The sequence below is a fragment of the Frankia sp. R82 genome, assembly GCF_023716925.1.
Lineage (GTDB): Bacteria > Actinomycetota > Actinomycetes > Frankiales > Frankiaceae > Frankia.
Map to the genome: position 1 here is coordinate 1 of NZ_JAMQQG010000082.1, position 18,781 is coordinate 18,781.

The following is an 18,781-nucleotide window of genomic DNA, read 5'->3' on the forward strand; positions in this document are numbered from 1 at the left end:
TCACGATGCCGGGCGCGGCGCCGGGCCCGGCCCTGGCCCGGCCGCGTGACACCGGTCATGCGCTGGCCACCACCCGGGCGGCGCTGAGCCACCGCGCCGTCGTCACCGCCGCCGATCTCGACGGATTCCGCCGTGGGCTGCACGCGCTCGAAACCGGCCAGCCGGCGGCGAACCTGACCCGGGGCGTCGCGGACATCGAGGGCGACCTCGCCTTCGTCTACCCCGGCCAGGGCTCCCAGTGGGACGGCATGGTCCGCGACCTGCTGGCAGGCGAGCCGGATTTCGCGGCCTGTCTGGGGGAGTGCGCGGACGCGATCACCCCGCACACCGGCTGGTCCGTGCTCGACGTGGTGCGCGGCGAGCGGGGCGCACCGAGTCTGCGTCGAGTCGATGTGGTCCAACCGGTCCTGTTCGCGGTGATGGTGGGGCTCACGGCGTGGTGGCGGTCCCACGGGGTCGAGCCCGCGGCGGTCGTCGGGCACTCCCAGGGTGAGATCGCGGCGGCCTGCGTGGCTGGCGCGCTCTCCCTGCCGGACGCGGCGAAGGTCGTCTGCGTCCGCGCCCGGGCGTTGCGCGCCACGGCGGCCGGCCGGGGCGGCATGGTCTCGGTGTCGCTGCCCCGCGACGCCCTCGAGGCGGCGCTGCGGTCCTGGCCGGGTCGCCTCGAGGTCGCCGCCGTCAACGGGCCGGGATCACTCGTCGCGGCCGGTGATCCGCAGGCGCTCGACGAGCTGCTGGCGCGGTGCGAGGCCGACGGCGTTCGGGCACGGCGGATCCCCGTCGACTACGCCTCGCATACGGCGCAGGTGGAGGCCCTGCGCGAGCGCCTCCACCAGGAACTGGCCGAGGTCACCCCACGCCCGGCCACCATCCCGTTCTACTCCAGCCTCACCGGGGCGGAGCTGGACACCGTCACGCTCGACGCGGGCTACTGGTACCGCAACCTGCGCGGAACGGTGGAGTTCCAGCAGGCCACCGAGGCGCTGCTCGCCGACGGGCATCGGGCGTTCGTCGAGATCAGCCCGCACCCCGTCCTGACGGCCGCGGTGGAGGCCACCGCGGCGCAGGGAGACCGGTCGGTCGTCGTCGTCGGCTCGCTGCGCCGCGACCACGGTGGCCGGGAGCGGCTGTTGGCCGGGGCCGCCGAGCTGTTCACACGCGGCGTGGCCGTCGACGTCACCGCCGCGTTCGCGGACCCTCGCGGTGACCGGCCGCGCCCGGTCGACCTGCCGACCGTCGCGTTCCAACGCGAGCGGTTCTGGCTCGAGCCCCCAGCGGCCACGCGCCCTGAGGCCGCCGGGGACGGTTGGCGCTACCGCGTCACCTGGCGACCGATGCCACCCCGACCGGTGCCGGCCGAGTCGGTGCCGACCTCGGGCACCGGTCCCGAGTCCTGGCTGATCGTCACGCCGGCCGGCGCCGCGGCCGTTCTGGCCGAGGCATGCGCCGCCGCCTTCTCCCGGGCCGGTGCGCGGCCGGCGGTGCTGTTCGTCGATGCGGCCGCGCTCGATCGTGCCGGGCTGACCCGCCTGCTGTCGTCGGCTCCACCGGGCGGCTCCCGGGGCGGCGTGCTGTCCCTGCTGGCCCTGGACACCGACCCGCATCCCGATCATCCCGAGCTTGCTCGCGGCCACGCGGCGACCGTGACCCTGCTCCAGGCGCTCAGCGACGCCGGAGCCGGCGGGTCGGCCGAGCGGGGGCCGCTGTGGGGTGTGACCCGGGGCGCCGTGTGCGCCGTCGCGGGCGACACGGTGCCAAGCCCGACCCAGGCACTGGTCTGGGGCCTTGCCCAGACCACGAGCCTGGAGTACCCCGACCTGTGGGGCGGGATCGTCGACCTGCCCGCCGACGGCGAGCCGGCAGACCTCGATCTGCTCGCCGCCGTGCTGCGCGGTCCGGACGGCGAGAACCAGGTGGCGATCCGCCCGTCCGGGGCACTGGTCCGCAGGATCACCCCTGCCCCGCTGCCCGGCGCGCCGGAGAGGTCCTGGCGACCGCGGGGCACGGTGCTGATCACCGGCGGGACGGGCGGCGTGGGGGCGCGGGTCGCGCGGTGGCTTGCCGGGGCCGGCGCCGAGCATCTCGTCCTGGCCAGCCGGCGCGGCGCTGATGCACCCGGCGCGGCCGACCTGGCCGCGCAGGTGCGCAACCTCGGCGCCGGAGTATCGCTGGTCCGCTGCGACGTCGGTGATCGGGACGCGCTCGCGGATCTACTGGCGGGCATTCCGGCGGAGCGGCCGTTGCGCGCGGTCATCCACGCCGCGGCCGTTCTCGACGACACGGTGGTGGACCGGCTGACGGCGCGGCGGATGGCCGGAGTGTCGCGGGTCAAGGTCGGCGGGGCCTGGCATCTGCACGAACTGACCCAGGAGCTGGAGCTGGACGCGTTCGTGCTGTTCTCATCGGTGACGGCGACCTTCGGGCTGCCCGGGGTGGCCAACTACGCCCCGGGCAACGCCTACCTGGAGGCACTGGCCGAGCATCGCCGGGCGCGGGGCCTGCCCGCGACCGCGGTGGCGTGGGGGCTGTGGGCAGACGGCGGCATGGTCGAGGGGGCGGCCGGTGCGCGGCTGCGTCGCCACGGCCTGATCGACATGCGTCCGGAACTGGCCACGAAGGCCCTGCAGGACATCCTCGATCATGATCTCGTCACGTCGGTGGTCCTCGACGTCGACTGGGATCGGCTGGCCGGCACGCTGTCCAGCAGGCGCCCGACCCGGCTGCTCGACGAGATACCGGCGCTGCGACGGACTCTGCGACGGACCTCGTCCGGCCTGGGAACGCCGGCGGAGCAGGACGCGCCGCTCGCGTTGCGCCGGACGCTGGCGGAGCAGCCGGAGGCCGCGCGGGCGCGGACCCTGCTGACGCTGGTCGGCACGCACGCGGCCGCGGTCCTCGGACACACCTCGGCCGCGGCGATCGGCGCCGACACGGCGTTCCGGGACCTGGGATTCGACTCGCTCACCGCCGTCGAGCTGCGCAACCGGCTGAACGCGGCGGCCGGGATCCGGTTGTCGACAACGGCCGTCTTCGACCATCCGACCCCGACCGCGCTCGCCCGCCAGCTTGGTGCGCTGTGCGGGCAGGACCCCGCGGACGGATTGCCGGCCTCCGGGGACGGAACGTCGGTCGCCGTGGACGGAACGTCGGTCGCCGCGGCGACCCGCGCCCGCGCGGAACTCGACCGGCTCACGGCAGCCCTGTCCGCCGTGTCCGCGTTCGGCCCCGAGTCCGCCGCGGACCGGGCGGAGATTGTTCGCCGGCTCCGGGGGCTGCTGGCCGGTCTGTCCGCACCGGCCGCCGAACCTGCGACCGATGCGGACAACACGTCGGACGACGAACTGTTCGACCTGCTCGACTCCGAGCTCGAAACCCCCTGACGTCCTGACCCCCGCCCCGGCGATCACAGGAGTACGCGTGTCGCACCATGGAATGTTGCCGCGATCGGGCGCTGTCGCGTGAACACCGAGGACCGGCTGCGCGACTACCTACGGCGCACGACCGCCGACCTGCGCCTCGCCCGGCGGCGACTGGCTGATGCGCAGGCCGCCGGGCGGGAGCCGGTGGCGATCGTCGGGATGGCCTGCCGGTTCCCCGGCGGGGTGCGGACCCCGGCGGACCTGTGGCAGCTGCTGGTCGACGGCCGGGACGCCGTCACCGACTTTCCCGCCGACCGGGGCTGGGATCTCGACGGACTGTACGACCCGAACCCCGACCGGCCGGGACGCTCCTACGTCCGCTCGGGTGGTTTCCTCGACGACGCCGACGCGTTCGACGCCGAGCTGTTCGGTATCTCGCCGCGGGAGGCCCTCGCGATGGACCCCCAGCAGCGGCTGCTGCTGGAGACGTCCTGGGAGGCGATCGAGACCGCCGGGCTGAATCCGCAGCGCCTGCGCGGCGCCGACACCGGGGTCTTCGTCGGTACGAACGGTCAGGACTACGCCTCGAACCTGCCGGCGATCCCGCCCGAGGCCGAGGGCTTCCTGCTGACCGGACGGGCGGCCAGTGTCGTGTCGGGGCGCCTCGCCTACGTCCTGGGCCTGGAGGGTCCCGCGGTCACCGTCGACACCGCCTGCTCGGCGTCCCTGGTGGCGATCCACCTGGCGTGTCAGGCGCTGCGCGCCGGTGAGTGCCAGGCCGCTTTGGCCGGTGGTGTGACGATCATGTCGACGGCCGGGCTGTTCGTCGAGTTCAGCCGGCAGCGCGGTCTCGCCCCCGACGGCCGGTGCAAGGCCTTCTCCGACGCCGCCGACGGCACCGGCTGGGGTGAAGGCGTCGGCGTGCTGGTCCTGGAACGACTCCGCGACGCGCACCGTCTCGGCCACCGGGTCCTGGCCGTCATCCGCGGCAGTGCGGTCAACTCCGACGGTGCCAGCAACGGCCTGACCGCACCGAACGGCCCGTCCCAGCAGCGGGTGATCCGCCGGGCGCTGGCCGGGGCCGGACTCGGACCGGGCGAGATCGACGCGGTCGAGGCCCATGGCACCGGGACCGTCCTGGGCGACCCGATCGAGGCCCAGGCGCTGCTGGCGACCTACGGGCAGGACCGGCCGGCCGACCGTCCCCTGCTCATCGGGTCGTTGAAGTCGAACATCGGCCACACCCAGGCCGCCGCCGGCATCGGCGGCGTGATCAAGATGGTGCTGGCGATGCGAGCCGGTCTGCTGCCCCGCACCCTGCACGTGAACACTCCGTCGGGCAAGGTCGACTGGTCGGCCGGCGCCGTGCGGGTGCTGACGGAACCCACACCCTGGCCGGTCACGGAACATCCACGCCGGGCCGGCGTCTCGGCGTTCGGAGTCAGCGGGACGAACGCCCATCTCCTGCTCGAACAGGCCCCACCCGACCCGGATCCCACGGACCCGTCGGTGGCCCTGGACGTTCCGGTGGCCCTGGACGTTCCGGTGGCCCTGGACGTTCCGGTGGCACTGGACAGCACGGCGGATCCCGACGTTCCGGCAGCCGTGGACGTCCCCGGGGACACGGACACCCGGGACGGTGCCGGCGGGCCGTTCCCGCTGGTCGTGTCGGGCCGGGGTGCCGAGGCGCTGGCCGCGCAGGCCGATCGGCTGCACGAGCACCTCGGACGGCGGCCGGATCTGGACCTGGCCGAACTGGGACACGCCCTGGTGACGACCCGGGCCACGCTCGGGAACCGGGCGGTCGTGCTGGCCGAGAACCGTGACGAGGCGCTCGACGCGCTTGCCGCGATCGCCCGTGGCGAACCGACTCCGCATGCCGTGCACGGGATCGCGGGACCCGCCGGCCCGGTTGCCTTCCTCCTGCCGGGCCAGGGCAGCCAGCGCCTCGGCGCCGGCGCGCGGCTGCGCGCGACCAGCCCGGTCTTCGCCGCCGCCCTCGACGAGGTGTGCGGGCAGTTCGACCGGCACCTGCCGCGTCCCCTGGGTGAGGTCCTGTTCGCCGACCCCGGGACGTCCGCCGCGGCGGCCCTGGACCAGACCGGCTTCACCCAGCCGGCGCTGTTCGCCGTCGAGGTCGCGATGGTCCGGCTGTTCGAGTCGTGGGGCGTCGTCCCCGACCATCTGCTGGGCCACTCGGTCGGGGAGCTCGCCGCCGCCCACCTCGCCGGCGTTCTGTCGCTGCCCGACGCGTGCGCGCTGGTCGCCGCGCGAGGCCGGCTGATGCAGGCGCTCGCGCCCGGCGGCGCGATGGTCGCCATCGAGGCGAGCGAGGGCGAGGTGCTGGCGACGTTGGTCGGCCTGGCGGACCGGGTGGACCTGGCGGCCGTCAACGGCCCGGCAGCCAGCGTGATCTCCGGCGATACCGCGACCGTCGACGAACTCGCCGCCCGTTGGCGTGCCCAGGGACGCCGAACCACCCGCCTGCGGGTCAGCCATGCGTTCCACTCCCCGCACATGGACCCGATGCTGGCGGAGTTCCGCCGGGTCGCCGAGCGGCTCACCTACGCGCCGCCGCGCATTCCCGTGCTGTCCGACCTCACCGGTCGGCCGCACACCGTCGAACAGATCACCTCGCCCGACTACTGGGTGCGCCACGCCCGCGGCGCGGTGCGCTTCGCCGACGGTGTCCGCTGGCTGGCCGAGGCCGGGACGCGGGCCTACGTCGAGGTCGGTCCGGGCGGCGCGCTGACCGCGATGACGCGGCGCTGCCTCGACGACGCCGTGCCCACCGCGGCCACCCCTGCCGCGGCCACGCCCGCCGAGGGGCACGGGCAACCCGTCGTCGTCCCGACGCTGCGGCCGGGGCGGTCCGAGCCCCGGGGCTGCCTGACCGCGCTGGCCGGTCTGCACGTGCACGGGATCCCGGTGGACTGGTCGGCGGTCCTGCCGACGACCGGGAGCCATCCCGTCGAGCTCCCGACCTATGCCTTCACCCGCCGGCGTTACTGGCTGGCGCCCCCGGAACCGGCCGCCGGCCAGTCGCGGTCGTGGCGTTACCAGGTCGAGTGGAAACCGCTCGCGCCCGTCGCGCCCGTCGCTCCCGCCGGCATCTGGCTGCTGGTGACCGCACCCCGCCAGGCGGACGACGGCCCGCGCCGGGAAAGCGCGCGGATGCTCGCCGTCGCAGGCGTGGAGGTCGTCGAAGCCACCTGGGATCCGGCCAGTCCGAGCGACGACCCGTCGGGCTGGACGCAGGTGCTGCGTGCGGCGTTGCCCGCTGGACGCCGCGTCGACGGAGTTCTTGCGCTGCTGGCAACCGACCTCCCGACCGACCCCGACGTCCCGATCGACACCGCTGCCGACCGGGTGGTTGGCGGGGCGGCCCTCAAGGCCCTGCTTGCGGCGCTGGGTCTGCTGCGGGCCCTGGGCGATGCCGGTCCCGGCACCGGCCTGGGCGACGATTTTTCCGCTCCGTTGTGGTTGGTAACCCGCGGCGCCGTCAGCGTCGGACCGGACGAGAAGCTGACCAACCCGGACGCGGCGGCTGTGTGGGGTCTGGGCCGGGTCGCGGCGTTGGAGTATCCGCGCCGCTGGGGCGGACTGATCGACCTCGCCGGGCCCGATGCCGATGTCGGGAGCGGGTCCGAGGCGGAGATCTACCGGATGCTGGCGACGGTGCTCGCCGGCGGGTTCGGGGCGGAGGACCAGCTGGCCATCCGGTCGACCGGGGTGTTCGGCCGCCGCGTCTCGTCCCTCCCCGCAGCCGGCCGGGAGCCCGGTGCGGGTCGGCCGGCGTGGACGCCTCACGGCACGGTCCTCGTCACCGGCGGCCTGGGTGCTCTGGGCGCGCACACCGCCCGCTGGCTTGCCGGGGCGGGGGCGGAGCATCTCGTCCTGACCGGTCGGCGGGGATCGGCGACGCCCGGCACGGCCGAGCTGGTGGCGGAGCTCGCCGCACTCGGCGCCTGTGTCACGGTCGCCGCCTGCGATGTCGCCGACCGCGCCGCCGTGGCGAACCTTCTGGAGACACTGGCGGCGCAGGGGGAGACCCCGAACGCCGTGGTGCATGCCGCGGGGGTCGAGCGCACCACGGCGCTCGCCGAGCTGAGCCCGGCCGAGCTGGTCGAGGTGACCGCCGCGAAGATTGCTGGCGCGACCCATCTCGACGCGTTGCTCGATCATGACGCCCTCGAGGTCAACGTCTCGTTCTCGTCGGTCGCCGGCGTGTGGGGCAGCGGTGGCCAGGGCGCCTACGCGGCCGCGAACGCCTTCCTGGACGCCCTCGCGCAGCGGCGGCGGGACCGCGGCGGGCGGGCGAGTTCCGTGGCCTGGGGCCCCTGGGCCGGTGGGGGGATGCTGGCCGCGGCCGGTGCCTCCCGCGCCGACGACCTGCATCGCCGAGGTCTGCCGCAGATGCCCCCGGACGCCGCGATCACGGCACTGGCGGACGTGTTGAGCGGGGCGCCGGCCAGCGTCGCCGTCGCCGACGTGCGGTGGGACCGGTTCGCGCCCGCCTTCACCGCGATGCGGCCCAGTCCACTGATCGAGGACCTGCCCGAGGTACGCCGCGTGCTGGCTGGCCAGCACGACGACCACTCCACCGGCCGTCCGGATCTGGCCGGCCGACCGGCCGGTGACCCCGCCGGCCGGTCGGCGCCCGCGGCCCAGCCGTCGATCTCCCAGGAGCTCACCGCGTTGGCCGCGTCCGAACGTCCCGCGGCGGTCCTGGACCTCGTGCGGGCCGAGACAGCCCTGGTACTGGGCCATGTCTCCGCGGCGGCGATCGATCCGGCCCGAGCCTTCCGCGACCTGGGCTTCGACTCCCTGACCGCGGTCGACCTGCGCAACCGCCTGTGTGCCCGGACCGGCCTGCCGCTGCCCACGACGGTCGTCTTCGACGTCCCGACCCCACACGAACTCGCCGCTCACGTGCTCGCGCTGGCCCTCGGCGGCACGGCCCCCGCCGAGGAGCAGACGCGGCTACAGCTGATGGCAGCAGGTGCCGATGCCGGTGCCGCGGGGGGTGCCGACGAGCCGATCGCGATCGTGGCGATGAGCTGCCGTCTGCCGGGTGACGTCGCCTCGCCGGAGCAGCTGTGGGATCTGGTCGCCGCCGGCACGGACGCGATCTCCGGTTTTCCCGTCGACCGGGGCTGGGATGTCGAGGGCCTCTACGACCCCGACCCCCGGGCACCGGGGAAGTCCTACGTGCGCACGGGTGGATTTCTCCACGACGCGCACCAGTTCGACGCCGACTTCTTCGGGATCTCGCCGCGGGAGGCGCTGGCGATGGACCCCCAGCAGCGGCTGCTGCTCGAGAGCACCTGGGAGGTGTTCGAGCGGGCCGGGATCGACCCGGCCACGGTGCGGGGCAGCCAGACCGGCACCTTCGTCGGGCTGGCCGGCCAGGACTACGGCACCCGCGTCGGGGCGGCCGAGGCCGGCCTGGAAGGCCATCTGCTCACCGGCACCGCGGGCAGTGTGGCGTCCGGTCGGCTGGCCTACACCTTCGGTCTGGAGGGGCCGGCGGTGACGGTGGACACGGCGTGTTCGTCGTCGTTGGTGGCGTTGCATCTGGCGGTGCGGGCGCTGCGGTCGGGGGAGTGCGCGCTGGCCGTCGTCGGCGGGGCGACCGTGATGTCCACGCCACAGGCCTTCGTCGAGTTCAGCCGCCAGCAGGGGCTGGCTCCGGACGGGCGGTGCAAGCCGTTCGCGGCCGCCGCGGACGGCACCGGCTGGGCGGAGGGCGTGGGTGTCCTGCTGGTGGAGCGGCTCTCGGACGCGCGCCGCCATGGTCATCCGGTGTGGGCGGTGGTGCGCGGGTCGGCGGTGAACTCCGACGGGGCGAGTAACGGGCTGACGGCGCCGAACGGTCCGTCGCAGCAGCGGGTGATCGTGCGGGCGTTGGCCGATGCCCGGGTGGGTGCGGGTGAGGTCGATGTGGTGGAGGCGCACGGTACGGGTACGACGCTGGGTGATCCGATCGAGGCCCAGGCGTTGCTGGCGACCTACGGTCAGGCCCGGGACGCGGACCGGCCGTTGCTGGTGGGGTCGGTCAAGTCGAACATCGGGCACACCGCCGGGCTCTCCGGGCTCGCCGGTGTGATCAAGACCGTGATGGCGATGCGGCACGGGATGGTGCCGAGGACCCTCCACCTCGACGAGCCGACCCCGCACGTCGACTGGTCGGCCGGCACTGTCCGCCTGCTGTCGGAGACGGTGCCCTGGCCGGCCGGGCAGCGGCCCCGGCGAGCGGGTGTGTCGTCCTTCGGCATGAGTGGCACCAACGTCCACGTGATTCTCGAGGAGAACCAGGATTCCGGCACTGCCCCCACCGCCGGTGTCTCCGCCGCGGATTCCCCGGCCGATGACACGGGTGGTATCGGGTTTTTTCCGTGGGTTCTGTCGGGGCGGGATGCGGCGGGTCTTTCGGGGCAGGCGGGTCGGTTGTTGTCGTTTGTGTCGGGGCGGTCTGGGGTGGATCTGCGTGATGTGGGTTTTTCGTTGGTGACCGGCAGGTCGGTGTTTGCGTATCGGGCGGTGGTGGTGTCGGAAGATCGGGCGGGTTTTCTGGTGGGGTTGGGGGCTTTGTCGCGGGGGGAGTCGGCTGTGGGTGTGGTGTCGGGGGTGGTGGTGGCCGAGTCGAAGCCGGTGTTTGTGTTTCCGGGTCAGGGGTCGCAGTGGGTGGGGATGGCGGCGGAGTTGGCGGCTGCTTTTCCGGTTTTTCGGGAGCGGTTGACGGAGTGTGCGGCGGCGTTGGAGTCGTATGTGGACTGGTCGTTGATGGAGGTGGTGCACGGGATGGCGGGGGCGCCGTCGCTGGAGCGGGTGGAGGTGGTGCAGCCGGTGTTGTGGGCGGTGATGGTGGCGTTGGCGGGGTTGTGGGGTTCGTTTGGGGTGGTGCCGTCGGCGGTGGTGGGGCATTCGCAGGGGGAGATCGCGGCGGCGTGTGTGGCGGGGGCGTTGAGTCTGGCGGATGGGGCGCGGGTGGTGGCGGTGCGCAGCCGTTTGGTGGGGGAGCGGCTGTCGGGTCGGGGTGGGATGGCGTCGGTGGCGTTGCCGGCGGTGCTGGTGGAGGAACGGCTGGGGCAGTGGGATGGGCGACTGTCGGTGGCGGCGGTGAACGGGCCGTCGTCGACGGTGGTGTCGGGTGATCCGCGGGCGTTGGACGACTTTCTGGCCGGCTGCGAAACGCAGGAGGTGCGGGTCCGGCGGATCGCCGTGGACTATGCGTCGCATTCGGCGCAGGTGGACGGCGTGCGGGATGAGTTGCTGGATGCCCTGGGAGAGCTGTCGCCACGGGTCCCGAATATCCCGTTTTTGTCGACGGTGACCGGTGAGCTGGTGGATACGGCGGTGCTGGACGCCGGCTACTGGGTGCGGAACCTGCGGGAACCCGTGCTGTTCGAGCCGGTGGTACGGGGTCTGGTGGAGACCGGGCAGCGGGTTTTCGTCGAACTGAGTCCGCATCCGGTGTTGACGGTCGGGGTGCAGGAGACCATTGACGCAGCGGCAGCGGCAGCGGCAGCGGCGGATTCGGGTTCGGTGGTGTTCGGGACGCTGCGCCGTGACGATGGGGGGCCGGGGCGTTTCCTGACCAGTCTGGCCGAGGCGTTCACACATGGTGTCGCGGTGGACTGGGCGCCGGTGTTCGGGGCGTCGGCATCCGGGGCGCCGCCGCGGCGGGTCGACCTGCCCACCTACGCCTTCCAGGAACAGCGGTACTGGCTGGAACCAGCGGGGGCCGGGGCCACCGATGTCGCCGCCGCCGGGCTGGACGCGGCCAACCACCCTCTGCTCGGCGCCGCCGTCACGGTGGCGAACTCCGACAGCCTGCTGGTCACCGGCCGACTCTGCCTGAGCGGCCATCCCTGGCTCGCCGACCACGCCGTGGCGGGCACGGTGCTGTTGCCGGGCGCGGCGTTCGTGGAGCTCGCCGTCCACGTCGGCTCGCAGGTCGGCTGCGGGCGGGTGGAGGACCTGACCATCGCGGTCCCGTTGGTCCTGCCCGCCTCGGGTGCCGTCCGGATCCAGGTGACGGTCGATCCGCCCGACGACTCCGGCCGCCGTGCGGTGTCCTTCTTCTCCCATCCCGAGACCGCCGGTGCGGATGCCGGCGACCGGGTCTGGACGCGACATGCGTCCGGCCTGCTCGCGGCGGACACCCGGTTGCCGTCGAGCGACACCGGGGCCTGGCCACCGGCCGGGGCCGAGCCGACCGCTCACGAGACCCTTTACGACGACCTGGCCGCGGTCGGCTTCGCCTACGGCCCGGTGTTCCAGGGGCTGCACGCAGCCTGGCGGCTGGGCGACGAGGTCCTCGCCGAGGTGAGCCTGCCGGCCGAGCACGGACCGGACGCCGGCTCGTTCGGGCTTCATCCGGCGCTGCTGGACGCCGCCCTGCACGCGATGGCGCTCGGCGGACTGCCCAACCCGGGCGAGCGCGACGACAGCACCCGGCTGCCGTTCGCCTGGAGTGGCATCAGCCTGTATGCCGCCGGCGCCACCTCGCTGCGGGTACGACTGGCACCAGCCGGCCGCGACGCGATCAGCCTGCGGCTCACTGACACCGATGGTCAGCCGGTGGCCACCATCGAGTCGCTGGTGCTGCGGGCCGTCGATCCGGCGCGCCCCGCAGGTGGCTCGGCTGCGGTGGACGATCTGTACGAGTTCGGCTGGATCACGGTGCCGCCGGTCCCCGCGGACGTGCCGGTCGCCGCGGGCCTGGCACCGTCCACGTGGGCGGTCCTCGGCGCCGACCCGGCGATCACGCCGGAGCTGGCGGGTTGGGCAGAGCTGGCGGGCAGCGGCGTCGCGGTCGACCACCACATCGATCTGCCGGCGCTGTCGGCCGCCGTGGCGGCCGGGGCACCCGTGCCAGCTGTGGTGCTCGTGCCCTGCCCGTCCGCGCATCCGGATCCGGGCACCGGCCCGGCCGAAGATGGTCGGGTTGGGGGCACGCTGGCCCAGCAGGCACCGGCCCAGCAGGTATGGGTCGAGCAGGTGCGGGCCGAGGACGTGCGGACGGCCACCGCTCACGCGCTGCGGTTGGCGCAGCAGTGGCTCGCCGACGACCGCTTCGCCTCCTCCCGGCTGGTCCTGGTGAGTCGGGCAGCCGTGGCGGCCGGCCCCGGCGACCCGCCAGGCGATCCCGTCTCGGCGGCGGTGTGGGGCCTGTTCCTGTCCGCTCGCTCGGAGAACCCGGACCGTTTCGCACTGGTCGACCTCGACGCCGAGCCGGCGTCGTGGCAGGTGCTGCCCGCCGCGGTGGCGGCGTTGGCCGCCGACGAGCCGCGGCTCGCTATCCGCGCGGGCGAGGTTTGGGTCGGCCGGCTGGTGCGTGCCGGGGGTGGCGACACGCTCGTGCCACCGGCGGTGGCCGCCTGGCGGCTGGAAAGCACCGGCAGGGGTGCCCTGGCGAACCTGGCGCTGCTGCCCTGCCCGGAGGCGTCCCGACCGCTGGCCGGCGCCCAGGTCCGGGTTCGGATGCGGGCGTCCGGGCTGAACTTCCGGGACGCGCTGAACGCCCTCGGGCTCTACCCCGGCGACGCGGGTCCGCTGGGTATCGAGGGCGCCGGGGTGGTCGTCGAGGTCGGTCCGGACGTGACGGACCTGGCCGTGGGGGAGGCGGTGATGGGGCTGTTCGCCGGTTCCTTCGCCTCCCTGACGGTGACCGACCGGCGCATGCTCGCCCGCATCCCCGCCGGTTGGACGTTCGGCCAGGCCGCCTCGGTGCCGGTTGTCTTCCTCACCGCGTACTACGGTCTCGTCGATCTCGCCGGTCTGCACGCCGGGCAGGCGGTGCTCGTGCACGCGGCGGCCGGCGGGGTCGGGATGGCCGCCGTCCAGCTGGCCCGCCATCTCGGCGCCGAGGTGTACGCGACGGCGAGCCCCGGCAAGTGGGATGTCCTGCGGGCGATGGGCATCGACGGCGACCATCTCGCCTCCTCCCGGAACCTGGACTTCGCCGACCGGTTCCACGCCACCTCCGGCGGGGCGGGTGTCGACGTGGTCCTCAACGCGCTTGCCGGCGAGTTCGTCGACGCCTCGCTGCGGCTGCTGCCGCGCGGCGGCGCGTTCGTGGAGATGGGCAAGACCGACGTCCGGGACGCGGCGGTCATCGCCGCCGACCGTCCCGGGGTGCGTTACCGCGCGTTCGAGCTGATGGACGCCGGTCTCGGGCGCATCCAGGAGCTGTTCGCCGAGGTCCTCGCGCTGTTCGAGCAGGGGGTGCTCAGCGCCCTGCCGACCCGGTTCGTCGACGTCCGCCGGGCACCGGAGGCGTTTCGTTTCCTCAGCCAGGCCCGCCACATCGGCAAGATCGTCCTGACCGCTCCGCCCGCCGCACCGGCCACGGGATGGGATCCGCAGGGCACGGTACTGGTCACCGGCGCCACCGGGACGCTGGGGGCGCTCGTGGCCAGGCACCTCGTCGCGGTCCACGGCGTGCGCCACCTCGTGCTGATCGGCCGCCGCGGTGCCGCCGCGCCCGGCGCCGCCCGCCTGGCGCAGGAGCTGGACGATCTGGGCGCCACTGTCACGCTCGCCGCGTGCGACGTGGCGGACCGGGACCAGCTCGCCGCCGTCGTCGACGCCATCCCGTCCCGGCACCCACTGACCGCGGTCGTCCACGCGGCCGGCGTGCTCGACGACGGGGTGGTCGCCGCGCTCACGCCCGAACGGCTGGACCAGGTGCTGCGGCCGAAGGTGGACGCCGTGCTCAACCTGCACGAACTCACCGCCGGACGGGACCTGGCGGCGTTCGTCCTGTTCTCCTCGATCGCCGGGATCTTCGGTGGTCCGGGCCAGGGCAACTACGCCGCGGCCAACGCCTTCCTCGACGCGTTCGCCGAGCGCCGCCGGGCCGCCGGCCTGCCCGCGGTGTCGATGGCCTGGGGACGGTGGGCGCCCGGCAGCGACATGACCGGCCACCTCGACGACACCGCGCTGCGGCGGATGGACACCGGCGGGCTGCGGCCACTCGACGCCGAGGCGGGGCTGGCGCTGTTCGACGCGGCGGCCGGCGCATCCACCGCGGTGAGCGTCCCGGTCGCGTTCGACCTGGCGGCGATCCGGGCGCAGGCCTCGACGAGGGGCATTCCCGCGCCGCTTCGCGGACTGGTGCGGCCACCGCGCCGGGCCGCCGCGGCCGAGGCGCGAGCGGGTGGCGCCGACGGGCTGCGCCGGCGGCTGCTCGGCCTCGGCGAGGCCGACCGGGCCCAGGTAATGCTCGATCTGGTGCGGGCCCAGGCGGCGATCGTGCTCGGTCACGCCCAGTCCGAGGCCGTCGACACCGGGCGGCCGTTCCGCGATCTCGGGTTCGACTCGCTGACGGCGGTCGAGCTGCGCAATCGCCTGGCCGCCGCGGTCGGACTGCGGCTGTCGGCCACCCTGGTCTTCGACTACCCCACCCCCGTCGCCCTGGCCGGGTATCTGCGCACCGAGCTGCTGGGCGACGTCCCACCCGACGGGGAGCGCTCCCTCGGCGCGCACGCGCCCCACGGACCGGCCCGCGCGGTGCCGGCTCCGGCCGACGACCCGATCGTGATCGTCGCGATGAGCTGCCGGTATCCGGGTGGGGTGCGATCGCCGGAACAGCTGTGGGAGCTGGTGGCCGCCGGTGGGGACGCGGTGGGTCCGTTCCCGGCGGACCGGGGGTGGGATCTCGACGCCCTCTACGACCCGGACCCCGACCAGACCGGCCGCTCCTACGTCCGGGCCGGTGGGTTCCTCTACGACGTGGCTCAGTTCGATCCGGCGTTCTTCGGGATCTCGCCGCGGGAGGCGCTGGCGATGGATCCGCAGCAGCGGCTGCTGCTGACCACGTCGTGGGAGGCGTTCGAGCGGGCCGGGATCGACCCGGGGACGTTGCGGGGCAGCCGGACCGGGGTGTTCGTCGGCACCAACAGCCAGGACTACGTGTCGCTGCTGGCCGCCGCACCGAAGACCGGTGAGGGCTATGTGGCCACCGGCAACGCGGCCAGCGTCGTCTCCGGCCGTCTCGCCTACACCTTCGGTCTGGAGGGGCCGGCACTGACGGTGGACACGGCGTGTTCGTCGTCGTTGGTGGCGTTGCATCTGGCGGTCCGGGCGCTGCGGTCGGGGGAGTGCTCGCTGGCTCTGGTCGGCGGCGTCATGGTGATGTCGACACCCGGGGGTTTCGTCGAGTTCAGTCGACAGCGCGGGCTCGCCGCCGACGGACGGTGCAAGGCCTTCGGTGCCGGCGCCGACGGGTTCGGCATGGCCGAGGGCGTGGGTGTCCTGCTGGTGGAGCGGCTCTCGGACGCGCGCCGCCACGGTCATCCGGTGTGGGCGGTGGTGCGCGGGTCGGCGGTGAACTCCGACGGGGCGAGCAACGGGCTGACCGCGCCGAACGGTCCGTCGCAGCAGCGGGTGATCGACGCGGCGTTGCGCGACGCGGGCCTCGCCGCCGAACAGATCGACGCCGTCGACGGCCACGGCACCGGCACCGCGCTCGGCGATCCGATCGAGGCGCAGGCGCTGTTGGCCACCTACGGACGTGACCGGGACGCGGATCGGCCGCTGTGGGTGGGGTCGTTGAAGTCGAACATCGGGCACACGCAGGCGGCGGCAGGTGTCGGCGGTGTGATCAAGATGGTGCTGGCGATGCGGCACGGGATGGTGCCGAAGACCCTGCATGCCGACGAGCCGTCGCCGGTGGTCGACTGGAGTTCGGGGGCGGTCCGGCTGGTGACGGAGGCGACGCCGTGGCCGCGCACGCAGGATCCACGGCGGTCCGGGGTGTCCTCGTTCGGTATCAGCGGCACCAACGCCCACGTGATCCTGGAGGAGGCGCCCACGGCCCCGGCCGCCCGCGAACCGGAGCAGCCGCGACCGGTGAGCGAGGGTGCCGGGTCGGACGCGCCGGCCGGTTCGGTCGTTTCTTCGCCCGGTTCCCTGGTTGTGCCGACGGTTTTTCCGTGGGTTTTGTCGGGGCGGGATGCGGCGGGTCTGGTCGCGCAGGCGCAGCGGTTGTCGACGTTTGTGTCGGCGCGGCCCGAGGTGGATCTGGGGGATGTGGGTTTCTCGTTGGTGACGTCGCGGTCGGTGTTCGCGCATCGCGCGGTGGTGGTGGCGGGGGATCGGCCGGGCTTCCTGGCTGGGCTGGGGGCGTTGTCGCCGGGGGATCCAGCGGCGGGTGTGGTGTCGGGGGTGGCGGCGGCCGAGTCGAAGCCGGTGTTCGTGTTTCCGGGGCAGGGGTCGCAGTGGGTCGGGATGGCGGTAGAGCTGATGGATTCTTCACCGGTATTTCGAGATTGGTTGGCGCGGTGCGCGGCGGCGTTGGAGCCGTATGTGGACTGGTCGCTGCTGGAGGTGCTGCGAGGTGCTGCGGGGGCGCCGGATCTGGGGCAGGTGGACGTGGTACAGCCGGCGTTGTGGGCGGTGATGGTGTCGCTGGCGCAGCTGTGGTGGTCGTTCGGGGTGGTGCCGTCGGCGGTGGTGGGGCATTCCCAGGGGGAGATCGCGGCGGCGTGTGTGGCCGGGGCGTTGAGCCTGGCCGACGGTGCGCGAGTGGTGGCGGTGCGCAGCCGTCTGGTGGCGGCGCGGCTGTCGGGTCGGGGTGGGATGGCGTCGGTGGCGTTGCCGGCGGTGCTGGTGGAGGAACGGCTGGGGCAGTGGGATGGGCGACTGTCGGTGGCGGCGGTGAACGGGCCGTCGTCGACGGTGGTGTCGGGTGATCCGCAGGCGTTGGACGAGTTTCTGGCTGGCTGCGAAGCGGAGGAGGTGCGGGTCCGGCGGATCGCCGTGGACTATGCGTCGCATTCGGCACAGGTGGACGGTGTCGCAGAAGAGCTGCAGGCGGCTGTGGCCGGAATTGTTCCGCGGGTACCGGAAGTGCCGTTCTTCTCGACGGTGACCGGTGAGCTGGTGGATTCGGCAATCCTGGATGCCGGCTACTGGGTGCGCAATCTGCGGGAGCCGGTGGAGTTCGAGCCCGCGGTCCGTCGTCTGGTCGACGAGGGGCGTCGGATGTTCATCGAGGTCAGCCCGCATCCGGTGCTGACCGTGGGGATGCAGGAAACCATCGACGCGGCGGATGCGAGTGCGGTGACCATCGGAACCCTGCGCCGTGAGGACGGCGGTCCCCGTCGTTTCCTGGCGAGTGCGGCCGAGGCGTTCACACACGGCGTCGCGGTGGACTGGGCGCCGGCGTTCGGGGCGTCGCCGCGGCGGGTCGACCTGCCCACCTACGCCTTCCAGGAACAGCGGTACTGGGTGGACGCGCCCAGCACCACCACGGCGCCCGAGACCGTGAACCGGGAGGCGGCGGATCCGGCCACCGCCCGGTTCTGGGCCGCGGTGGACCGGGAGGACCTGACCGCGTTGGCGGCCGCCCTCGACGCCGATGTCCCACTCGAGCCGCTGCGCGCGGCCCTGCCGGTGCTCTCGTCCTGGCGCCGTCGCGAGGCCCGGGCGTCCGTCATCGATACCTGGCGCTACCGGGTCACCTGGCGCCCGATCGAGGCCACGACGTCGGGGGCCCTCACCGGCTCCTGGCTGCTGGTCCACCCGGTCGGTCACGGTACGGACCCGTGGGTGGTCGGCACCACCGACGGCCTGCGCCGGGCGGGCGTCGACGTCATCCCGGTGGAGCTCGCGGACGGCGCCGCCGACCGCGCCGCGGTCGTCGCCGCGTTGACGAACGTTCTGGCTGGCACCGACGTTCTGGCTGGCACCGACGTTCTGGCTGGCGCAGTGCGACCCGTCGGAGTCCTGTCCACCCTGGCGTTCGCCGAGACCGCCCACCCGGCGCATCCGGGGTTGCCGGCTGGACTGGCGCTGAACCTGGCGCTCGCCCAGGCCCTGGGCGACCTCGACGTGGCGGCGCCGTTGTGGATGCTGACCCGGGGCGGGGTGTCCCTCGGCCGGTTCGAGCCGATCGACGCTCCCGTCCAGGCGGCGGTCTGGGGACTGGGCCGGGTCGTCGGTCTGGAACATCCCGACCGCTGGGGTGGTCTGGTCGACCTGCCGGACGGCTGCGACGAACGCGCCGTGGCCCGGCTGCTCGCGGTCGTCGCGGCCGACCCGGCGGACGGCGGCGAGGACCAGCTCGCGATCCGGTCCGCGGGAACGTTCGCCCGCCGGCTGGTCCGGGCCGCCCCCGGCCCTCGTGGGACCGCCGACCGCGTCGACCGCGTCGACCTGGCCGACCGCGCCGAGCAGGGCGGCGGCACGGATTGGCGACCGCGCGGCACCGTCCTCGTCACCGGTGGGACCGGCGCACTCGGTCCCAGGCTGGCCCGCTGGCTGGCCCACGCCGGCGCCGACCACGTCGTCCTGGTATCGCGGCGGGGCGCGCAGGTCGCCGGGATGGCCGACGTCGCTGCCGATGTCGCCGCCGCGGGTGCTCGGCTGACCGTGACCGCGTGCGACCTACGGGACGCGGACGCGGTGGC

General features: G+C 74.0%; 1 protein-coding gene and 1 pseudogene. Both read left to right on the top strand.

Annotated elements, in window-relative coordinates:
* Positions 1–3,380 (top strand): type I polyketide synthase (locus tag ND747_RS14640; protein ID WP_251734175.1); only part of this gene is annotated, 3,380 nt, incomplete at its 5' end.
* Positions 3,381–3,458: 78 nt separating this feature from the next.
* Positions 3,459–18,781 (top strand): annotated as a pseudogene (locus tag ND747_RS14645) (type I polyketide synthase); the annotation flags it as partial.